At 64.2% G+C, this 21,254-nt stretch carries 16 protein-coding genes; 9 read left to right on the top strand and 7 right to left on the bottom strand.

What is annotated here, in order from left to right:
- Positions 1-6 precede the first annotated feature (6 nt).
- The 5 genes from LKE50_04510 to LKE50_04490 all read left to right on the top strand — a co-directional run bounded on the left by LKE50_04510 (position 7) and on the right by LKE50_04490 (position 8,363).
- Positions 7-3,390, top strand: a complete 3,384-nt coding sequence (locus tag LKE50_04510; protein ID MCH3967873.1) for an FtsX-like permease family protein — start codon at positions 7-9, stop codon at positions 3,388-3,390.
- A gap of 14 nt (positions 3,391-3,404) precedes the next feature.
- Complete coding sequence (locus LKE50_04505) at positions 3,405-4,325, top strand: DMT family transporter (protein ID MCH3967872.1); 921 nt, start codon at positions 3,405-3,407, stop codon at positions 4,323-4,325.
- A gap of 415 nt (positions 4,326-4,740) precedes the next feature.
- A complete protein-coding gene (locus tag LKE50_04500; GenBank protein MCH3967871.1) occupies positions 4,741-6,114 on the top strand; it encodes a glutamate decarboxylase in 1,374 nt (457 codons plus the stop codon).
- Between the two features lie 160 nt (positions 6,115-6,274).
- Complete coding sequence (locus LKE50_04495; GenBank protein ID MCH3967870.1) at positions 6,275-7,732, top strand: amino acid permease; 1,458 nt, start codon at positions 6,275-6,277, stop codon at positions 7,730-7,732.
- A 337-nt stretch (positions 7,733-8,069) separates the two neighbouring features.
- On the top strand, positions 8,070-8,363 hold the full coding sequence (locus LKE50_04490; GenBank protein MCH3967869.1) for a hypothetical protein: 294 nt from the start codon (positions 8,070-8,072) through the stop codon (positions 8,361-8,363).
- Positions 8,364-8,537: 174 nt separating this feature from the next.
- Here the strand turns inward: LKE50_04490 and LKE50_04485 are convergent, their stop codons facing one another.
- Positions 8,538-9,557 carry a DUF6273 domain-containing protein gene (locus LKE50_04485; protein MCH3967868.1) on the bottom strand — a complete coding sequence of 340 codons (1,020 nt, stop codon included), beginning with the start codon at positions 9,555-9,557 and terminating at the stop codon, positions 8,538-8,540.
- Between the two features lie 427 nt (positions 9,558-9,984).
- On the opposite strand from LKE50_04485, the gene LKE50_04480 reads away from it, so the two are divergent.
- Positions 9,985-10,191 (top strand): hypothetical protein, encoded by a 207-nt coding sequence (locus LKE50_04480; GenBank protein MCH3967867.1) that lies wholly within the window; start codon positions 9,985-9,987, stop codon positions 10,189-10,191.
- 9 nt (positions 10,192-10,200) lie between these two features.
- Here LKE50_04480 and LKE50_04475 read toward each other — a convergent pair whose 3' ends face one another.
- From LKE50_04475 to LKE50_04455, 5 genes are all read right to left on the bottom strand, one after another.
- Positions 10,201-11,640 (bottom strand): aminotransferase class V-fold PLP-dependent enzyme, encoded by a 1,440-nt coding sequence (locus tag LKE50_04475; protein ID MCH3967866.1) that lies wholly within the window; start codon positions 11,638-11,640, stop codon positions 10,201-10,203.
- A gap of 623 nt (positions 11,641-12,263) precedes the next feature.
- Positions 12,264-12,491 carry a hypothetical protein gene (locus LKE50_04470; GenBank protein ID MCH3967865.1) on the bottom strand — a complete coding sequence of 76 codons (228 nt, stop codon included), beginning with the start codon at positions 12,489-12,491 and terminating at the stop codon, positions 12,264-12,266.
- A 241-nt stretch (positions 12,492-12,732) separates the two neighbouring features.
- Complete coding sequence (hcp, locus tag LKE50_04465) at positions 12,733-14,310, bottom strand: hydroxylamine reductase (protein MCH3967864.1); 1,578 nt, start codon at positions 14,308-14,310, stop codon at positions 12,733-12,735.
- Positions 14,311-14,325: 15 nt separating this feature from the next.
- Positions 14,326-14,670, bottom strand: coding sequence for a DUF488 family protein (locus LKE50_04460; GenBank protein MCH3967863.1), 345 nt, complete (start codon positions 14,668-14,670; stop codon positions 14,326-14,328).
- Between the two features lie 43 nt (positions 14,671-14,713).
- Entirely contained in the window at positions 14,714-15,418 is a 705-nt protein-coding gene (locus LKE50_04455; protein ID MCH3967862.1) for a 4Fe-4S binding protein, read from the bottom strand.
- A gap of 92 nt (positions 15,419-15,510) precedes the next feature.
- Between LKE50_04455 and LKE50_04450 the strand changes: the two genes are divergently transcribed.
- Together LKE50_04450 and LKE50_04445 are read left to right on the top strand one after the other, a co-directional pair.
- On the top strand, positions 15,511-16,194 hold the full coding sequence (locus tag LKE50_04450; GenBank protein MCH3967861.1) for a Crp/Fnr family transcriptional regulator: 684 nt from the start codon (positions 15,511-15,513) through the stop codon (positions 16,192-16,194).
- Between the two features lie 106 nt (positions 16,195-16,300).
- Positions 16,301-16,447 (top strand): hypothetical protein, encoded by a 147-nt coding sequence (locus LKE50_04445; GenBank protein MCH3967860.1) that lies wholly within the window; start codon positions 16,301-16,303, stop codon positions 16,445-16,447.
- Between the two features lie 57 nt (positions 16,448-16,504).
- Here LKE50_04445 and LKE50_04440 read toward each other — a convergent pair whose 3' ends face one another.
- A complete protein-coding gene (locus tag LKE50_04440; protein ID MCH3967859.1) occupies positions 16,505-18,697 on the bottom strand; it encodes an alpha-galactosidase in 2,193 nt (730 codons plus the stop codon).
- Positions 18,698-18,922: 225 nt separating this feature from the next.
- Between LKE50_04440 and LKE50_04435 the strand changes: the two genes are divergently transcribed.
- Positions 18,923-21,247, top strand: a complete 2,325-nt coding sequence (locus LKE50_04435) for a formate C-acetyltransferase/glycerol dehydratase family glycyl radical enzyme (GenBank protein MCH3967858.1) — start codon at positions 18,923-18,925, stop codon at positions 21,245-21,247.
- The last annotated feature ends 7 nt before the right edge of the window (positions 21,248-21,254 follow it).

The following is a 21,254-nucleotide window of genomic DNA, read 5'->3' as shown; positions in this document are numbered from 1 at the left end:
GTCCCCGTGAAGAGGACCCAGCTCATAGACCTGCTCGCCACCATCCGCGCGACGCGGGTGCCCTTCTTCTCGATCGTCATGTTCGTGGCCTTGGGAGCCACCCTGTTCCTAGGGCTCACCTGGACCAGCAAGGTGGTCGAGACGTCAGCCGAGAAGGACTACGCGGAGCAGGCCCTCTGCGACTACGACATCTCCTACTCCTATGGCATCACGCAGGATGACCTGACGAGCATCTCGCAGATGGAGGGCGTGAGCGACGTGGAGGGCGCTCGCGTGGCCTTCGCCACGTTCAGCATGAACGACCAGGGTCATGTGGCCAGGATCATGTCGGACACCTCCAGGACCAACCTCGCGAGATGCGTCGAGGGAACCATGCCCACACAGGCCGACCAGGTGGCCGTCGACTCGCTCTTCGCCGAGAAGCAGGGCGTCTCGGTCGGCGACACGATCAGCCTCGACCCCGACGGCGCGACCGACGACGACGGCATGACCTACCTCACCTGCCGCACCTTCACGGTCACGGCCCTCGTCACGCGCCCCGACTACCTCATGAGGTACTCGACCACCAGGGGCATGACCAACCTCTACGAGGGCACGGCCGACTGCTACCTCGTGACGGCTGGCACCGCCTTCGACGACACCGCCTATGACGGCTGCTTCACCGACGCCTACGTTCGGTGCTCGAGCCTCGACAGCCTCCCCACCTTGGGCGACTCCTACGCGAGCACCTCGGACACGATCTCGGACCGGCTTGCCGAGAAGGGCACGGCCCTCTCGCAGGCCCGCTATGACAGCATCCGTGAACAGTCGCAGGCCAAGCTCGATGACGCACAGCAGCAGATAGACGATGCCCAGGGTCAGGTGGACGACGGGGAGCAGCAGCTCGTGGACGGACAGGCCGCCATCGACGACGCCGAGCAGAGGCTCGTGGACGGGCAGGCCACCATCGACGAGAGCGAGCAGAGGCTCGTGGACGGACAGGCAACCATCGACGAGAGCGAGGCGCAGCTGGCAGACGCGCAAGAGCAGATAGAGAGCAGCCAGGCGCAGGTGGACGACGGACAGGCACAGGTGGACGCCGCGGAAGGTCAGCTTGCCGAAGCAAAGTCCCAGCTCGACGAGGGCCAGAGCGCCTACGACGCCGCCACCGGTACTCTCGAGGACGGCCTCAAGGCGGCCGCCACCGAGATCCACGACAACGGGTTCGGCGGCACGGAGAGCGTCGACCAGATCGCAGACAGCCTGCGTGAGATGCTTGACGAGGTCACGGACCTGGGCGTAGACCTCGCCCAGGCGGCGCGGGACGTCGGCATCCCCGAAGGCGACCTCCTCGAATACGTCGACCAGGCCCAGGCCGAGATCGACGACTACCGCACCTACCGCGAGGCAGGCACGACGCTCGCAAGCTCCCGGGATGCCTACGACGCGGGACGTGCGGCCCTCGACCAGAAGGAGTCCGAGCTCGCCCAGGGCGTCCAGCGACTCGCCGACGCACGCCAACAGCTCGCCGACGGCAAAGCCAAGGTCCAGGCTGCCAAGGACGCGCTCGCACAGGGCAAGGTCGAGCTCCAGCAGGCAAAGGACGCGCTCGCACAGGGCAAGGTCACGCTACAGGAGTCCAAGGATGCCCTCGAGCAGGGCAAGGTCACCCTGCAGGAGTCAAAGGACAAGCTCGCATCCGCACGGGAGCGGCTCGCCGACAGCCAGGCCTCCTATGACTCGATGTCCAAGGGCGACTGGATCGTCATGGGGCGCCGTTCCATCACGGGCGTAGTAGGCGTGAGGGAGTTCATCACCTCGCTCAGCAGCCTGCGCGTCTCGATGGCCTTCGTGTTCTTCTTGGTGGGACTCCTCGTGTGCTACACGGCCGTCTCGCGCATCGTACGCGAGCAGGTGGTCAGCATCGGGACCAAGAAGGCCCTGGGCTTCCGAGGTCGCGAGATCACCCAGGGCTTCCTCCTGTACACGACGATCGCCGTCCTGGCAGGGATGGTCCTGGCCGTGCTGATGGCCGTCCTCGTGGTCGAGGGGATCTTCTCGAGCGTCATCACGAACAACTTCGACTTCTCGTCCGTCTCCCGCTACCTCTCCCCTGTCGACACGTTGGCGGTGGGCCTCCTCGAGGTCCTCCTCATGGGCCTCACCACCTGGCTCGCCTGCCACAGGCTCCTGAGGAAGCAGGCGGTCGACCTCCTCAAGGGAGAGGAACCTCCCAAGGCGAGGACGCGCTTCTTCGAGGGCTGGACCGTCTGGAAGCGGATGCCCCTGTACTCGCAGTCGATCGTCAGCAACTTCCTGAACGACAAGCTCCGCGTGTCCTCCACCCTCATCGGCGTGGCCGGCTGCACGGTCCTGGTGACCATGGCCATGACCCTGTACGGCAACGTCAACGACTCCTTCGCCCGACAGTACGACGCCATCTACGACTACGACTCCTACGTCAAGCTCTCCTCGTCGGACGCGGGGGCACGCGAGCGTGTGGAGGGTGCCATCGACGACACGGGCGCCTCAGGGGTGAGCGTGCTGCACTCCTACCTCTCGGTCCTGGCCCCCAGCGGCAAGACCAAGGTGACGACCCTCGACGTACCCGCCGACTCCGAGGGCTTCTCGGGGATGTTCCACCTGATCGACGCGAGCGACGGGCAGGAGAGGCAACTGAGGTCGAACGGCGTATGGGTAAGCTCGGCCTATGCCGCTCGCGAGGGGGTCAAGGCCGGCGACACCATCGTCGTCCGCGACCTGTCAGGCACCAAGCGGGAGCTGTCCATAGCGGGGGTCTTCGAGTACTACCTCGTCCACAACGAGGTCGTGATGTCCAAGGACTACTACGAGCAGGCCTTCGGCACGACGTTCGAGCCCAACTCCGTCTTCGTGAGCCTCGGCGGGACCGACCAGGACGCGCTCATATCCAAGCTCGAGAACATCGACGGGTTCTTCTCGTACGTCGACGAGCATGCGTCCAACATGGCGACGTTCAAGCAGTACCAGTCGCTCAGCATGACGATGGTCGTCGTCTTCTTCGGCCTCTCGGTCGTGATGGCCCTGGTCGTGCTCCTGAACCTCACGACCATGTTCATCGAGGAGAAGCGGCGCGACCTCATCGTCCTCATGATCAACGGCTTCTCGGTACGCGACGCCAAGCGCTACATCTACCGCGACAACATCGCGCTCACCATCGTAGGCACCGCCATCGGCATCGTCGTCGGCATGCTCATGGGCTACCTCACGCTGCTGTCCGCCGAGACCGACACGAACCTGTTCATCCACACGCCCAATCTGATGGCCATCGGCGTGGCGGCCCTCACCACCTTCATACTGGCAGTGGTGGTCAACCTGATCGCGCTCAGGCGCATCCCGCGCATGCGCCTCACCGACATCAACAAGATGTGAGAGGAACTGGTCCCATGAGAGACGAACGGGCACAGCAGGGCATCGCCTCGGTCGAGGTCTTCCTCGGCGGGGCGAGCTACGGGGTGATGGCGACCTCGTACAAGCTCTCGTACGCGGCTGGCTTCACGTGGAACCAGGTCGTAGCCAGCCAGGCCTGGTTCGCCGCGGCCTTCTTCGCGATCGCGGTGGTGGTGGGGCACGCCTTCGGGCACAGGTGGAGTCGTCTCGGGACCAAGATGACCCTCGAGCTCGTAGGAGTCGGGGCGCTCACCTGCGTGACATCAATCCTGTACTGCTACGCCATGTCGCTGCTTCCCGTCCCGGTGGCCATCACCTTGCTGTTCCAGTTCACCTGGATCGGCATCCCCATCCAGGTGGTCATCACGCACCGCAGGCCCACCGTCTTCGAGGTCGCCTCGGCCGCCGTCATCCTGGTGGGTACGGTGTTCGCGAGCGGGATCTACCAGACGGGCCTTGCCGGCTATGATCCGCGCGGCATCGCGTGCGCCCTTCTCGCCGCAGTAAGCTGCGCCATGTTCGTCACGCTCTCGGGAAGGGTCAGGCCCGACTGTTCCGACGAGCAGCGCGGCCTCATCGTCTGCCTGGGGACGGGGCTGATGTCGCTGCTGGTGTGCCCGCTGTACTTCACGTCGGGCGTGCTCGTGCAGGGAATCCTTCCCTACGCCGTCGTGGTGGGCCTCTTCGGCGTGTTCCTGCCCGTGCTGCTCTACGGGCTGGGGACACCCCACCTCCTGCCGGCACGATCGACCGTCCTGGCGTCTGCGGAGCTTCCAGCGGGACTCCTGATCTCGATGGTCGTGCTGGGGCAGCCCATAGGGGCCGTGCAGTGGGTGGGGGTGGTCGTCATCCTTGCCGGCGTCGTCGTGGCACAGCTGCCGACGCTCAAGGGGACGGCCGAGAAGGGCAGCGCGTAACAAAGAAGCAGGAGGAGCTTCTGACACGCATCATCGACATGATGGGATAGATTGGGGCCCTGTTTGATGGCCCAGAGGGCTCGTTGCATCTAACATCATAGTTCATTCGACCGATGCCAAGCCCCTTGCCCACGTCGGTCCGTCGTGTCAGACGCCCCCATCCACATGGATGGAATATTCACCTCATCCCAATCCATCCTCTTGACCAAAGCATAATCCAGAGAGCGGTTCAGGAGGTCATGGCACATCTCTGACCTCGATAGTGTAAGGGATTATCCCTGTTCTGCAGGGTCTTTATACCGTTAATCTGTCTAATATGTCGCACATTATGCAGATTACGCGTATGCGACAGTTTTATTCATCTGCTGGGAATGAGGTGCATCAGGGCAGACCAATCGAAACAAGGAGGCTCATCATGACAAGTCGTCAGAATCGTGTCGAGCTCAATCCGATCTTCTCCCGCCCTGGAGAGGTCGAGTCGGCACCCCGTTTCACGTTCCCGAAGAAGTCGATGCTCCCAGAGACCGCCTACCAGATAGTGCACGACGACTCGATGCTCGACGGTAACGCCCGCCTCAACCTCGCGACCTTCGTGTCGACCTGGATGGACGGATATGCCGACAAGCTCTACTCGGAGGCATACGACAAGAACGCCATCGACAAGGACGAGTACCCCCGTACCGCCGCCATGGAGAGCTACTGCTGGCACATGCTGGCAGACCTCTGGCATGCGCCCGACCCCATGGAAGCGATGGGCTGCTCCACCACGGGCTCGTCGGAGGCCTGCATGCTGGGAGGCCTCGCCCTCAAGCGCCGCTGGCAGGAGAGGCGCCGCAAGGAGGGCAAGCCGTGCGACAGGCCCAACCTCATCATGACCAGCGCCGTACAGGTCTGCTGGGAGAAGTTCTGCGACTACTTCGACATAGAGGCCCGCTACGTCCCCATCAGCCTTGAGCACAAGGTCCTCGACGGTTACAGGCTCGAGGACAACGTCGACGAGAACACCATCGGCGTCGTCGTGATCATGGGCGTCACCTACACGGGCATGTACGAGCCCGTGGCCAAGGTCGCACATGCCCTCGACACCATACAGGGCAAGACCGGCCTCGACATCCCCATCCATGTCGACGGTGCCTCGGGAGCCATGATCGCCCCCTTCATCCAGCCCGACCTCGTCTGGGACTTCCGCCTGGCACGCGTCTCGTCCATCAGCACCTCAGGCCATAAGTACGGACTCGTCTACCCGGGCATCGGCTGGGTGGTCTGGCGCGACAAGTCGCTCCTGCCCGACTCCCTCGTCTTCAAGGTGAGCTACCTCGGCGGCGAGATGCCCACGTTCGCCCTGAACTTCTCGCGCCCCGGCGCCCAGATACTGCTGCAGTATTGGGCCTTCCTACGCTATGGGTTCGAGGGATACCAGAAGGTCCAGCAGTCGACCATCGACGTCGCACGCCATCTCGCCGGCGAGATCGCGAAGATGGGGCCCTTCGAGCTATGGAACGACGCCTCCGACATCCCGGTCTTCGCATGGATGCTCAAGGATGACCCGAAACGCGCCTGGACCCTCTATGACCTCTCGGACCGGCTGCGCATGAAGGGTTGGCAGGTCCCCGCCTATCCCATGCCTGACGACCTTGCCGACCTCACCGTCCAGCGCATCGTCGTGAGGAACGGCCTCGGGATGGACCTTGCCGACGACCTCCTGGACGTCATACGCACCGAGGTCGCGTGGCTCGACGAGAACCACACCGTGAGGACCAAGCCGAGCAACGCCGCCTTCCACCACTAGGTCGCACGAGGCTCCCCGACCCAATTGAAGGAGGTTGTCTAGGACAACCGTCAGCACCATATGAAAGGGCGTGACCCGCATCATGGCCACACATGCGCACGAAGGACCGGCTCGACCGGTCACCGGCATTGACGAAGCACCCACCAAGAAGAAGTTCACCTTGAGCGTCCCCCAGATCGCCATCATGACCACCATATCGGTGGCATCGCTGAGGTCGCTGCCCGCCATGGCCGAGAATGGCCTCTCGTCAGTGATCATGTACCTCGTTCCTGCGTTCCTCTTCCTCCTACCCACGGCCCTCGTCGCAGCCGAGCTCGCCACGACGTTCAAGGGTGGCATCTACGTCTGGGTGCGGGAGGCCTTCGGCGAACGCCTGGGGTTCGTCTCGATCTGGCTTCAGTGGATTCAGAACGTCGTATGGTTCCCCATCCAGCTGGCGTTCATCGCCGCAGCACTCGCCTTCATGCTGGGAGATGACAGCCTCTCGAACTCCGGCCTCTACACGGGCGTCATCATCATCGTCGTCTACTGGCTCGCCACGCTCGTGGCGCTCAAGGGCGGGGACCTCTTCGCGAAGCTCGGGTCATGGGGCGGCCTCATCGGCACGCTGATTCCCGCTGGGCTCCTCATCGTCCTCGGTGCCGTCTGGGTCGCCACCGCACAACCCATCACCCAGTCGTTCACGCAGAGCACCTGGCTGTCCCCAGGCGTCACGTCCGTCGGGTCGGTGGTGCTCATCATCTCGAACGTGCTCGCCTATGCAGGCATGGAGATGAACGCGGTCCACGCCGGGGACATGAGGAATCCCCGCAAGGACTATCCGAAGGCCATCGTCATCGCCCTCGTCCTCATCCTCGTCGTGTTCATAGTTCCCACGCTGGCCATCTCGATCGCGGTCCCAGCCGACAAGATCGGCATGAGCAACGGCATCAACGTGGCCTTCCAGACCTTCTTCGACCAGTTCGGGATCGGCTGGGCCTCGAACGTCGTCGCAGGGGCCATCGTCTTCGGGGCGCTCGCGTCGGTGATCACCTGGGTGGCAGGTCCCTCGAAGGGTCTGCTCATCGCCGCACGCGGAGGGCTGCTTCCTCCCGTGTTGCAGAGGCGCAACAAGCACGGCGTGCAGGTGGGGATCCTGATGGTGCAGGGCATCATCGTGACCCTCCTCGCCCTCATCTATGTGATCGTGCCCAACGTGTCATCGGTGTTCATGGCGCTGATCGACATGGCGGCCGCCCTCTACATCATCATGTACGTCATCATGTTCGCTGCCGTGCTGGTGCTCCGGCGCAAAGCCGCGGACGTGAGGCGCGGGTACAAGGTGCCGGCGCTGGGGCTCGTGGCAGGGATCGGCATCATCGCCTGCGTGATAGGCCTCGTCATCTCGTTCGTGCCCTCGTCGAGTGACACGGGCATCCCCGACATGGTCTATCCGATCGTCGTGGCGCTGGTCGTCATCGTGTTGGGGACTCCCCCGCTGGTCTTCTATGCGGCCCGCAGACCCTCGTGGGACCAGCGAAGCGACGCCGAGAAGGCGGAGGATGCGAACCCGCTGCATGACGAGGTGAACGAAGGGCCGCAGACGGCAGGCCGGCAGCCGTCGCACATCAGGTCATAGGGCAGGCACGGAGCCGTCCCCCTGGCCCAGACAGGCCTTGGGGCGGTTCCGTGCGTCAGGGCAGCATGCTGTACCCGGTTTTGGCCTAAGGCCTCTCCAACACGCGTTCCTTGGACGAGATGACAAAACAAGAAGGCAAGTATCAATCCTTGCCCCCCACCGTGGATAATTGGCCATTCAGAAAATAGTCAGAGAATCCATAGGTGGTTCTGACCATGCTTATCCCAAGCGGTCGGACCGTTGTAATCCCCTCGAGGCATCAATGGCCTAATAAGAGCGCTGAGATCTTCTCTAATTCAGAGTCTGTTAGCCACTTGTCAACCAGGGAGAATACGACATGACCACCTCAGATGACCTCGACGGGATAGGGCAATCCCAGAATGGCCCAGCCAACCACGAAAGCCAGCAGCCGATGGGCATAAGAAACGGTCATCGGCGGATGGCCCAGTCGATGGTCATACCTGTCGTGCTAGTGATTGTCGCATTGATTTCGGCAATCCCCGTAGCGAACTGGGCCTCGACACCCTCCACCTATACGGACCAGATACAGAAGCTCGACACCAAGGCAGACAACGTCATGGCGCTGGAGGATTCCCACCGGCTTGGTCAGCTATTGAGGATTTCCCGATAGCTGACCCCTTCGCCAGGTACGTCTCGAGCGCACGATCTATGCCATCTTCTGGTCCACGGTCTCGTCGACGCGCTCGGCACCCACCTGGGCAAACCAGTGCTCGAGCGGTTCTGCCTTGGGGAGTGGGCACGGGTTCGCCTCCTAAGCTGGTTCCCCTCGATGCCCGCCTTGCACCTATATGCAGAAGCCGAACACGACACCGTGCGCATCATTGGCCGCATCGAAGCAGCTTGGGTCACCCGATGCGTCGACACTACGGAAATGTCGCGAGACGCTTGGCGAGGTCGAGCGCAGCCACCAGTCGGTCGCCGTACCGGCAGAGGACCTCATCACGAGGGATGCGTTCGCCTCGCTCGTGTTGAGCCCCATGTCCGAGAAGCAGGCGTACTGCGTCCCCTCCGCGCCGAGGATCGCGTTGTAGCTCGAGCTATTCGTCGGGTCTGAGTCCCAGTCCCATGACGGGGATCCGACGACCTCCGCCACCGAGAGGAGCCACAGCTTGTCATCGGTCTTGGTCACCGACGAGACGGATGTCGTCTGCCCGGTGTTATCGGTGCTCTTCTTGACCGAGACGATGGCCGACGAGAGGTCCGAGGGAAGGTTCTTGGCCTCGGTGGACGCCAGCCACGAGCGCATCTCTGAAGAGCTCCAGCCACCGACGTTGGTGTCGCTCGACTCCATCTGACGTGATGCGACCGAAGAGGTGCAGATGAAGGTAAGCCCCGCGGTACCCGCGCCTGACGACAGCGCATCGTGGTAGATGTCCGCGATGCGGACGTCGACGGTCGTACCGTCCGTGAGCTTGACGGGCTTGGTGGAGGTCGTGATCTTGTTGTTCGAGGTCACGAGGTTGTAGGTCTTCGCGAGCTCAAGAGCCTTGGCACGGCTCCCGCACGCCTCGAGGTCCTTCGAGATCTTGGAGAGGTCATCCCACGAGTAGTCGGCAAGGGAGGTCCGTACCGTGACGGCAGAAGACGATGTCGTGGCGGCAGATGAGTCGCTGGCGACAGCATCGACAGACGAGGCCGTTGCCACCGAAGCAGAAGTCGAGGAGGTCGAGGCACCCAAGAGGCCGAAGCCCTTGGTAAGAACGGCGAGGATGCCGATCAGCGCCACCGCTGCGACGAGGATGACGGCCACGGCGATGGTGACGCGCCGCCGATCGGGACTGGCTGGCGATACGTTCGGAGCCATCGGAACCCTCGCTGACGCTGGCATGGGAGGCGTCACCACGGGCGTGGGCGGAGTCGAAGCGGCCGCTGACATGGGAGCCACCTGCGTCTGGTCCGCATCGGCCGCATGCACGGTCTCCACGGGTGCGCCGCACGCAGTACAGAAATGAGATCCGTCCTCGATCTCGGCGCCACAGCGAGTGCAGTACATGCTGCCTCCATCAATCCTCATGACCTCACGGCCATTACATCTTGGATTCAATCATACGCTTCGCAACGGGTCTGTTCCTCTCGACTTGGTCGATGCCCTTATCGAACCGGGTGCCGTGACGCCGAGCAGGGCAGGCCATTCTGTCCGACAGACAGCGTATGGTAGCTGTCGAATGGTCCTGCCAGCACATGGCCGACGCGCAGGCTGACTTGCAGGGCCTTGATTGGAGGCACTCACTATGCAGAGAACGAACGTCATCCCCTTCCAGGAGGCCAAGGACCGCCTGCACCGCGAGGAGCACATGAGGAATCTTGAGGACCTCGGCCTCTATGACCTCGACATCTTCTCTGAGGAGGGCGAGCGGGGCTACGATGCTGCCCACAGCCTCTACCAGGCATGGGGACGTAGCGGCTCGCATCCTCACGATGACCCTCGAGGCAAGTAGATGACGAGGCTAGACCGTCGTGGCCGATGCCGTGTCCGCGGCGATTCGAGCGACCTCGTCCACCAGGGTGTCGACCTCGTCGGCCGTGTTGTAGATGCCGATACTCGCCCTGACCATGTTGGGGAAGCGGTAGCTCGCGTTGCTCTTGTTCGCCTCGATCTCGGCATCTGAGACACCGAGCAGGCGCGACGAGTAGACGTGGGAGCAGAACATCCCCGCGCGCACGGCGATGCCAGCCTCGTCCGCAAGGGTCTTCGCCACATCGGTGCACCAGTGGCCATCGATGTTGAAGACGACGATGCCCCCTCGGTCATCGATGTCGTCGCAATCGCCGTAGAGCGTCGCGCCATCGATCTGCCTCAAGCCGTCGAGGGTCCTCTGCAGCAGTTCATGCTCGTGGTTCTCGATGTAGTCGAACCCGATGCCTTGGATGATACCCATAGCCTTGAGCATCGACACCACACCGGGATAGTTGGGAGACCCCGCCTCGAAGCGAGCAGGTGCGGGCAGGAAGACCGCGTCGTTCTCGGTGACGAGGTCGACGATGCCTCCGCCCAGGACCGGCGGGGCCGCCGTGTTGAGCACGCTCGTGAGGCCCACGATGGCGCCCCCTCCGTAGGGGGCGTACATCTTATGTGCCGAGAACGCGATGAAGTCGATGTCTGCATCCTCGGAATCACCACGCATGCTGAGGCTCCGGTGAGCGACGGCCTGTGCCCCGTCCACGACGATCATCGCTCCGTGAGCGTGCGCGAGCTTCGCGATGGCGTGGATGTCGTTGAAGCAGCCGGTCACGTTGGATGCCGCCGTCACGGTCACGAGACGGACCTTCCCCTCGTTGGCAGCAAGGAGGGCCTCGATGTCATCCATCTTGAGGCGCCCTTGGGCATCCACATCCGCATAGAGCATCGTGGCGACGTCTCTCCAGGGAAGGTCGTTCGCATGATGTTCCATGCGGGTGGAGATGACGACCTGGTCCTTCGAAGTGACGAGGGAGCGCGCGAGCTTGTTGAGTCCGTCGGTGGTGTTGGCGGTGTAGATGGCCGTGTACTTGTCAGAGCCCGCGCCAAGGAAGTCCAATATCGTCTGCCGCCCGTTCGTGTAGACGTCGTTGCAATGGGTCGACTTCTGGCCTGCTCCCCTGCCGATCGACCCATAGGAGAGGAGCTCGGTGTCCACCTCGTCCTTCACGGCCTTGAAGGCCGGTGTCGTGGCGGCGTTGTCGAAGCAGACGGCAGCCCTCTGCGAACCGTCCGCGAGTGTGACCTTCTCGTCGATGCCATAGATCATGTCACGGACCGACTGACCAGATTGCGTGGCAGCGCTCGTCGCGGCCGCCTCGGACGTGCCTTGCGCCGAGCATGCGGTGAGCCCGAGGGCCGCCGCTGCCCCCATCGCCGCAGAGCCGGCAAGGAACTCCCTGCGTGAGATGTCCATCGGATGCGGCATGTCCTCTCCGTCCTGTCGGTGGCACGGGTAGCGGGACCCCCGTGCAAGGCTCGCTTCTTCATTGATGGTAAGCGACCTATCCCTGAGCTGGACCCATGCGCAAGGCGAACGGCGACAACCGTTCGCCCAACTGCCGCAGCAGGGAATATGGCTTCGAGCAAGGCCCGACCTCATTGGTCTCAGGGCACCACGACTGGCCAGCGCACGGCCGAGCTGCAAGTTATCGCAGAGGACCTCATGGGCTATGGCCACCAGGCCGAGCCACCTCCTGAGACGGAAGCGAAAACTCCCAGTTGGAGGCTCTTCGTGGCGTCATGAGTAATCCGGCCCTGGCCCAAAATCGAACTTAGACATTGTTCCTCTAGGCCCATACCAAATACGTTGATTCTTGATTTCAAGGAACCGCAGGCAGAACGTTTGCCTGCTATACATCAGCTATTGAACATCGCGAGTTGGTCTCGAACGACGATGGCTAACTTCGATTTTGTGCCATACCTCACGTCTGCCAAACGAGTCGGCCGACCGGACATCAGGAGGAGGGCTCCCAGGCTTAGCGCGTTCGATGGGTAAGAAAAAACCGGCTTTCGCCGGCCGTTCCCTCTCGTACATCTTGGCACTGCTAGCTAGCAGGCCTTGATGCACTTCACGACCACGTCCGCATTGGCGTGACGGGCCTTGTGGCTCTTGAACCACTTGTTGACGGAGCTGAACAGGATTCCCGTGGAATCCGCGTCGAACGTGCGCTCATGGTTGTCAAAGAGGACCCTGTACGTGCCGCTCATGAACCAACCGTTGCGGCAGGCCTGCAGGACCTTCCTGTCCTGCGCGTCTGTCATCTTGCTCTTCATCATGTATACCTCCTCTCTTCTACTTGTTTGTCAAATGAAGTGTATCCCATTCGTCGGTGAACGGTCATTTATAGACGCCAAAACGTTTTATCTACACAGATCAGACAGCGATGACACGGACATGCGCAGCCACCGCCGAGGCCACGACCCGGCCCATGGCCATCCACCTGCGGCGGCTGCATGGACCGGGCTTTCCTGATGCGTCAGGCGGCAGGTGTGCCCGACCCCCGACATCCCATAGTCCCTAGCCGAGCATCTGCACCAGGTCGGCCTCGGGCGTGCTGATGGGCGAGATGCCATACCTCTTGACCAGGATGTCGAGGACGTTCGGCGAGAGGAAGGCCGGCAGTGTCGGACCGAGATGGATGTCCTTGATCCCAAGATTGAGCAGCGTCAGCAGAATGCAGACGGCCTTCTGCTCATACCACGACAGAACGAACGAGAGCGGTAGGTCGTTCACGCCGCAGCCGAAGGCCTCGGCCAGCGCGATCGCGACCCGTATGGCGCCGTAGGCGTCGTTGCACTGTCCCATGTCCATCAGGCGTGGAAGACCATCTATCTCGCCGAGGTCGAGGTCGTTGAAGCGGTACTTGCCGCAGGCGAGCGTGAGTACGATGGAGTCCGCAGGCGTCTGACGCACGAGCTCGGTGTAGTAGTTTCGCCCTGGCCTCGCACCGTCGCAACCGGCGACGAGGAAGAAGTGGCTGATGTCGCCCGCCTTCACGGCATCGACCACCTTGTCGGCGACGGACAGGATGGCCCCATGGCCGAATCCCGTCGTGACCTGCGTGCCGCCGTTGATGCCGGTGAACGTCCTGTCCTCGGGATAGCCTCCCAGTGCGAGCGCGCGCTCAATCACGGGAGCGAAGTCCTTCTCGGGACCGATGTGGATGGCCCCGGGGAACGAGACGACCTCGGTGGTGAAGACCCGATCCTCATAGCTCTTGGCGGGGGGCATCAGGCAGTTGGTCGTGAAGAGGATGGGAGCTGGGAGGGAGTCGAACTCCTTGCGCTGGTTCTGCCACGCGGTGCCGAAGTTGCCCTTGAGGTGAGGGTACTTGCGGAGCTCTGGATAGGCATGAGCGGGGAGCATCTCTCCATGGGTATAGACGTTGACGCCCTTCCCCTCGGTCTGCTCCAGGAGCAGCTGCAGGTCCTTGAGGTCGTGGCCGGTGACGACGATGAACGGCCCCGCCTCGACGTCCAAGGGAACCGTGGCGGGAGCAGGCACGCCATAGGTCTGTGTGTTCGCCTTGTCCAGCAGGGCCATACATGTGAGGTTGACCTCGCCCACCTTGAGGGCGAGCGAGAGGAGCCCGTCCGTGGAGAGGTCATCCCCCACCGCGCGGAGCCCCTCGCCAAAGAAGTGGCACACCTCGTCGTCCGAATACCCGAGCATGAGGGCATGGTAGGCATAGGCCGCCATCCCGCGCAGGCCGAACAGGATGAGTGACTTGAGCGAGCGGACGTCCTCGTCGGCACCCCACAGCTCGCCCATGTCGAGGTCGCCACCACAGGGCGCACCCTGCGAGACGAGCCGGTCCCTCTCGGCGTGCGTCACGGCTATCTGCCTGGCGATTGCCTCGTCATCGAAGCTGACGTTGGTGATGGTGCAGAACAGGCCCTCGATGAGCGTGCGCCATGTGCCCTCGGTCGCGTCCGTGCCATCCCCGGCAGCACGGGCGAGGCCGACCAGCGCCCCGGTCAGCTCGTCCTGAAGCCTTGCGGTCGCTGCCTTCTTCCCGCAGGTCCCTGCCGCACCGGTGCATCCCGTGCACCCAGCCGTCTGCTCGCACTGGTAGCAGAACATCTTGGTCTCCATGACATGTCTCCTTCTCTAGAGGTGCTTGTCGAGTCGTCCCTGGACATAGCCGGCCAGGACGACGGCGTTGTTGTGCTCGCAGTCACGCGCGGCAAAGAGGAGCGCGACGTCCTGGGCCTCGAGCAGACGAGCGCAGAGGAGCACGAATCCGTCCGTGGCCTCGTTGGCATCCAGCTCACATCGATACCTCCGCGCGAACTCGTCGAACCTCGAGCTCTCGTGGCCGAACCACCTGCGCAGCCCGTCCGTGGGCGCGACCTCCTTGTGCCACTGGTCGACGTCGTCCTTCCTGATGCCACGAGGCCAAAGCCGGTCGACCAGGACCCGGGTCTCTCCGGCGGGTCGATCCTGCTGGTACACGCGCCGCACCAGCAGCCGTCCCCCTTGCCCGGAAGCCCCCTGCTCAGCCAAGGATCTCGCCCTCGGTCGAGACCGTGACGACCGTGCAGGGGACGTCCCTGCCGCTCAGACGGACCGCCTCGGTAGCAGCATGTTCCAGGCCACCGCAGCAGGGGACCTCCATACGCACGACCGTCAGGCTCCTGATGTCGTTGCCCTTGATGATCGTGGCGAGCTTCTCGGTGTAGTCGACGCCATCGAGCTTGGGGCAGCCCACGAGCGTGACGCGGCCGCGGATGAAGTGGTCATGGAAGTCGGCGAAGGCGTAGGCCGAGCAGGTCGCCGCGACGAGCAGGTCAGCCCCGTCGAAGTAGGGCGCCGTGGGAGGGGCCAGCTTGATCTGGACCGGCCATTGCGAGAGTTGGGAGGTGGGAGCCACGGCAGCAGTCGGACGCTCCTCCCTCCCATGCCGTATCTCGCGGGACCTGGTCCCCGGACAGCCGCATGCCAGCGGCTGGACGACCTCCCGCTTGGCCGCCTTGGCCTCCCGAACGGCTGCGGCATCGTAGGCCGCGGCGTCCCGCTCCACGAAGTGGATGGCATCGGCTGGACAGGTCGGCAGGCAGTCGCCCAGTCCGTCGCAGTAGTCGTCGCGCAGCAGCCTCGCCTTGCCGTTCACCATGCCGATGGCACCCTCGTGACACGCCTGCGCGCACGCCCCACATCCGGTGCACCTGTCCTCGTCGATCTGGATGATCTTGCGCCTCATATCCCTCTCCTCTGGTCGGACCTCCGCTTGTCACGTCCCACTCTATGTGGCTAGAATCAGATGTCTGTTGTATTTACAACGAGAGGAACAGAATGGGTCCAGACCTCGGGCTGGTAGGCCAGTCACGGCTCTTCGACGGCATCGACCCCGATGAGCTCGCATCGCTGCTGGACTGCCTCTCGGCGACGACGCACCGCTACGCCAAGGGCCGCTTCGTCCTCCGCGCAGGCGATGTCACCACACAGGTGGGAGAGATCCTCTCGGGACGTGTCCACGTGGTCAAGGAGGACTTCTGGGGAAACCGCACGATCCTGTCGGAGGTCGAGGCCGGCGGCCTCTTCGGCGAGACCTATGCCGCCATGCCATCAGAGCCCCTCGAGGTGAGCGTCATCGCCGCCGAGAAGAGCGAGGTGCTGTTCCTCGATGTCAGACGCATCCTCACGACCTGCTCCTCGGCCTGCGCGTTCCATACGAGGCTCATCCGCAACCTCCTCGACGTCAGCGCCCGGAAGAACCTGATGCTCACGCGCAAGCTCGAATGCATGGCACAGCGTACGACCAGGGAGAAGCTCCTCTCATACCTGTCGGCGGAGTCACAGCGGCAGGGGTCCTCCTCGTTCGAGATCCCCTTCAACCGCCAGCAGCTCGCGGACTACCTCTGCGTGGACCGCAGCGCCATGTCGAGCGAGCTGGGGCGTCTGCGAGACGAGGGGGCCCTACGCTTCGAGAGGAGCAGGTTCACCCTGACGGGGACGGACCTCACGAAGAGACGCTAGCGCCTCGAGCAGGATGCGGACATGCCAGGCCCAACTGCAAGGACGCCGCGTCATCTCGACGTTCCCCGTGATCATGCCCACAAGGCGGTCCACATGGGCGACCATCGTGTCCAAGCAGGGTACGGGACTCGTCTCGTCTGGCAGCGGCATCGGGTGTGACGACCTCGATGCCCACCGTCTCGAATGGTCCCTTGAAGAATGTCCCGCCCGTCGTGGAGGCGATGCCCAGGAGGCCGACGCGACGGCATCATAGCGAAGCACCCTTGCGATGGAACACGCGCGAACGACGGTCCGATGCCCAGGGACGAACCTAGCCGCGTGCCGAGAGGACCCACTGCCACGCGTGGTACTCGCCGGGGACCTGGGGCACAGGCACCCCACACGCCATGAGAGCGGCACCCGAAAGCTCGGTCGGCATGGCCTGGCCTCCACCTTCCCCACACAGGAGTTCCAGCGAGTATACGACCGCAGGGTCGAGCCCCTTGCAGCGCACGTATGAGACCGGGGCGTTGCAGCGGGCATCGAGCGAGACGACGTCAAGCAGGGCCTGCCCTGCATCAGGTGAGACGAACCCCCAGGCAGCGAAGTCACCATGCCCGTCCTGAGCGCCGAGCCGGTAGTAGTCGCCTTCCGCGATGAGGGGCCAGAGCCGCTTGTAGTCGACGACCTGTCGCCTCACGACGTCGCACTCGGCATCCGTGAGCCGAGCCGGGTCGAGCTCGTAGCCGAACGTCCCCGACATCGCCACGACGCCGCGCGTCTCGAGGTCGACGCTGCGCCCTATCTGCGCGTTGGGCACCGCCGAGACGTGCGAGCCCACGGCCGAAGCAGGATAGCCATAGGAGGTGCCGCCCTGGATGCGCACGCGCTCGATGGCATCCGTGTCGTCCGAGCACCAGACCTGCGGCGTGTAGTACATCATCCCGGCGTCGAAGCGCCCGCCTCCGCCGCAGCAGCCCTCGATGAGCATCTGCGGATAGCGCTCGATCAGGCGCTCGAGGAAGGAGTAGGTGCCGAGCACGAAGCGGTACATGGTCTTTCCGAAGCTCTGGTGGACGACGGCGTGCGAATACACGTCCGCCATGCTGCGGTTGCAGTCCATCTTGAGGTACGACACGTGCGCGGCATCGACCACCTTGCAGATGGCCTCGAACACCGCGTCGACCACCTCGGGCCGCGAGAAGTCGAGCACGAGCTGGTTGCGGCCGCGGATGGGCTCGCGTCCCGGCACTGTGAGGGCCCAGTCGGGATGTGCCCGGTAGAGGTCGCTGTCCTCGTTGACCATCTCGGGCTCGATCCAGAGGCCGAAGCCCATGCCGAGGCCCTCGATGCGCCGGGAGAGTTCCCCGAGCGTGCCGCCGAGCTTGCCCTCGTTCACGACCCAGTCGCCCAGACCGGCACGGTCGCCATCGCGCGCGCCGAACCAACCGTCGTCGAGCACGACCATCTCGATGCCAAGGTCGGCTGCCTCCCTCGCGATGTCGTAGATCTTCTCGCCGGTGAAGTCGAAGCCGGTGGCCTCCCAGTTGTTGATGAGCACGGGACGACGGCGGAGCGCCCAGGGGCCGCGGCAGACGTGCTCGCGGACCAGCCTGTGGTTCAGGTGCGAGAGGTGCGCGAGGCCATCTGCCGAGAAGGCCATGGCGACCTCGGGGCAGACGAGGCTCTCGCCGGGGGCGAGCGGGTACTCGAACATCTGGTCGGACAGGCCCATCGCCCAGCGCGTCATGCCGAACTGGTCCTGCTGGGCCTCGCAGGTGAAGTTGCCGCTGTAGAGGAACGACATCGACCAGCACGTGCCGTGGTCCTCGTCGCACCCATGCTCCGCGAGAATCGCGAAGGGGTTGGCCTGGTGGCTCGAGGCCCCGCGGATGCTGCCGACCGAGGCCAAGGCATGTCCCACCGCCGAACGCTCGGGGATGCGCTCCATGCCGTAGCGCCCAGGGAAGGTGATGAGGTCATAGGGGCCGCCCACGAGGTCGAGGCTGGCCGAGAGCGCACGCGAGACCACGAGCGGCTCGGTGCCGACATTGGTCACCGTGGCGGAGCGACAGATCGCATCAAGGCCAGGAATGACCCCATAGCGGAGGGTGACCTCGAGGCCGATGAGCTCGTCCGCGAGCTTGACCTCGAGCGTCGAGGCATCCGCGGCGGCGGCATGGACGGCAGGCAGGCCGTCGAGCGCGTACTTCCCCTCGTGCTGGTCCCACGAGACCACGCGCAGGTCACAGCCGTCAGTCCCGTCTGCCGTGCGCACGTCGAGGGCGGCGCGCCGGTAGTCGCCCACGCCATAGGTGGGGTACTCGAGCGGCAGGACGTCAAGGGAGAAGGCTGGGTCAAGCCCATCGGCCGGGTTCCCCGAGAAGGGCCTGTCAGGAGATGCAATCGCATATCCCATGTCGTCAGGGACCCTGGGGCCGAAGTATGTGTGGAGCAGACGGCCGGCATCGGTCACGCCCATCTGGTAGGTGGCATGGTCGGTCGTGAGGGTGATGGTCTTCATGTCTGCCCTTCTCAGGTCCAGTCGTATATGCCTAGATGCGGCCACCTGGCAGCGGGACGCGAAGGGCCTTCGGCCACAGGGGCGAGAAGTGGTCCTCTCGGCACCCATCTTACCTGCCGACGGCCCTCTTGCGAAACAAGATGAAACGCGATAGACTAATGGCAAATGATAGTCACGGCATGGCGTGACTTCGGCACGTGCCCTTACGCGGACGGAGGCTCGAAGATGCTCACCAAGCGCACGCAGGCAATCAGGGACTCGCTCTTTTCCGAGAGGCGCCAGGTCTCGCTCGAGCGCGCCACCCTCTACATGGAGAGCTACCAGCAGACGGAGGGCGAGGCCCCCGTCATCAGGCGCGCCAAGGCCCTGCGCCACCTGCTCGAGAACCACAGAATCGTGATCGACGACCATGACCTCCTGGTAGGGAACCGCAGTGCCAAGCCACGCGCCGGCGTGGTCTCCCCTGAGATGAGTCCGTACTGGATCCTGGACGAGCTCGACGACTTCCCCACCCGGCCCCAGGACACCTTCGAGATGAGCGAGGAGGACAAGGCGTTCTATCGCGACGTCCTCTACCCCTTCTGGGCAGGCCGGAGCCTCAACGACTGGTACCGCGCCCATGTGGCCCCGGACGTCCTGGAGGCCGAGAGGACCAAGGTCTTCGCCGTGGCCCAGACCGACAAGGGCCAGGGGCACATCATCTGCGACTTCCCCATGGTGCTCGAGCGCGGCTTCGGCGCCATCCTCGACGACGTCGCGGCCCTCGCCACGACCTACCCCGACAATGACTTCTACGCCGCCTCCAGGATCTGCCTCGAGGCCGTGATCGCCTACGTCGGCCGCTACGAGCACGAGGTCCGCACGCTGGCGGCCACCCCTGGCACCTCCGCCGCCCGCGCCGGCGAGCTCACCCGCATGGCGGAGGTCCTCGCCCACATCGCACGCCAGCCGGCGCGCGACCTCTATGACGCCCTGCAGCTGGTGTGGCTCGTCGAGGTCGTGCTCCAGCACGAGTCCAACGCGAGTTCCTTCTCGCTCGGTCGGGCCGACCAGTACCTCTGGCCCTACTACCAGGCCACGATGGACGAGCTTGCCCAGGCAGGCCTTGCCCCGGACGAGGCGGCCGCCCGCGTCCGCGAGCTCATCCAGTGCTTCTACCTCAAGTGCAACACCATCGTGGCCATCCGCTCGACCGAGAGCGCGCGCTTCTTCGCCGGCTTCCCCATAGGCTTCAACCTGGTGGTCGGCGGGCTCGACGAGCACGGGCACGACTGCACCAACGAGCTCTCGAGCCTGCTGCTCGACGTGCAGGCCGACACGCGCCTCCCGCAGCCCAACCTGTCGCTGCGCCTGCACGACAACACCCCGGCACCGCTCCTGAGGGAGGCATGCAGGATCATCCGCCTGGGCGACGGTGTGCCCCAGGTCTTCAACGACGAGGCCAACGTCCTGGCCTTCACCAACCGGGGCGTGAGCCTGGCCGACGCACGCGACTACGCGGTGGTGGGTTGCGTGGAGCTCTCGATCCCAGGCCGCATGTACGGCCTGCACGACATCTGCATGTTCAACATGATGCGCTGCCTCGAGATCGCCCTGGCCGAGCACCCCGACGGCTTCGCCACCTACGATGGCCTCGAGTCCAGCGTCATGGAGGTCATCGACCGCTACGTCGCCCTCATGGTCGAGGGATGCAACACCTGCGACGAGGCCCACCGCGAGACGAGCCCCACGCCACTGCTCTCCACGCTCGTGCATGACTCGGTCGCGAAGGGCACCGACATCACCGCCGGTGGCGCCCGCTACAACCCCTCGGGCGTCCAAGGTGTGGGCACGGCGAACCTGGCCGACTCCCTCGAGGTCATGCGCAAGGTCCTCTTCGACGAGAGGAGCATGGGCTACGCCGGCCTCATGGCCATGCTCGCGCGCGACTGGCAGGGCGAGGGCGACGAGGCCTGCCGCCAGCGCCTCATCCACCGCTACCCGAAGTATGGCAACGACGTCGATGAGGTGGACCAGATCGGCGAGCGCTTCCTGGCCCACTACGGCAGCGAGGTCGCACGCTATCAGAACCCCCGAGGCGGCCGCTTCCAGCCCGGCAGCTACACCGTCTCTGCGCACATCCCGCTCGGCGCCGTGGTGGGGGCCACCCCTGACGGACGCCGCGCCGGAGAGCAACTGGCCGACGGGGGCCTCTCCCCCATGGTCGGCCGCGACACCCATGGCCCGACGGCAAGCCTGCGGTCGGTCTCCAAGCTCGACAACGCCCTCGACTCCAACGGCAGCCTGCTCAACGTGAAGTTCTCGCCGGCCACGCTCGCCGGTGACGGCGGCCTCGACAAGCTCATGGCCTACCTCAGGACCTTCTCGCGCCTCAAGGTCCAGCACATCCAGTTCAACGTGGTGGACCGCGCGACCCTGCTCGACGCTCAGGCCCACCCCGAGGACCACCAGGACCTCGTGGTGCGCGTGGCCGGCTACTCGGCGATGTTCGTCGAGCTCTCGCGCGCCATCCAGGACGACATCATCAACCGCACCGAGCACACGCTGTGAGGGGGCA

The sequence above is a fragment of the Atopobiaceae bacterium genome (genome assembly GCA_022483015.1).
Lineage (GTDB): Bacteria > Actinomycetota > Coriobacteriia > Coriobacteriales > Atopobiaceae > JALCUE01.
Note: the sequence above shows the minus strand (reverse complement) of the source record. Positions and strands in the feature narration are given on the sequence as shown.

What these genes read in the sequence shown, in the direction of transcription:
- LKE50_04505 (MCH3967872.1), top strand. Translation starts at nt 3,405, where the DNA reads ATGAGAGACGAACGGGCACAGCAGGGCATCGCCTCGGTCGAGGTCTTC.
- LKE50_04500 (MCH3967871.1), top strand. Translation starts at nt 4,741, where the DNA reads ATGACAAGTCGTCAGAATCGTGTCGAGCTCAATCCGATCTTCTCCCGC.
- LKE50_04490 (MCH3967869.1), top strand. Translation starts at nt 8,070, where the DNA reads ATGACCACCTCAGATGACCTCGACGGGATAGGGCAATCCCAGAATGGC.
- LKE50_04485 (MCH3967868.1), bottom strand. Translation starts at nt 9,557, where the DNA reads ATGGCTCCGAACGTATCGCCAGCCAGTCCCGATCGGCGGCGCGTCACC.
- LKE50_04480 (MCH3967867.1), top strand. Translation starts at nt 9,985, where the DNA reads ATGCAGAGAACGAACGTCATCCCCTTCCAGGAGGCCAAGGACCGCCTG.
- LKE50_04475 (MCH3967866.1), bottom strand. Translation starts at nt 11,640, where the DNA reads ATGCCGCATCCGATGGACATCTCACGCAGGGAGTTCCTTGCCGGCTCT.
- LKE50_04470 (MCH3967865.1), bottom strand. Translation starts at nt 12,491, where the DNA reads ATGATGAAGAGCAAGATGACAGACGCGCAGGACAGGAAGGTCCTGCAG.
- hcp (MCH3967864.1), bottom strand. Translation starts at nt 14,310, where the DNA reads ATGGAGACCAAGATGTTCTGCTACCAGTGCGAGCAGACGGCTGGGTGC.
- LKE50_04455 (MCH3967862.1), bottom strand. Translation starts at nt 15,418, where the DNA reads ATGAGGCGCAAGATCATCCAGATCGACGAGGACAGGTGCACCGGATGT.
- LKE50_04450 (MCH3967861.1), top strand. Translation starts at nt 15,511, where the DNA reads ATGGGTCCAGACCTCGGGCTGGTAGGCCAGTCACGGCTCTTCGACGGC.
- LKE50_04440 (MCH3967859.1), bottom strand. Translation starts at nt 18,697, where the DNA reads ATGAAGACCATCACCCTCACGACCGACCATGCCACCTACCAGATGGGC.
- LKE50_04435 (MCH3967858.1), top strand. Translation starts at nt 18,923, where the DNA reads ATGCTCACCAAGCGCACGCAGGCAATCAGGGACTCGCTCTTTTCCGAG.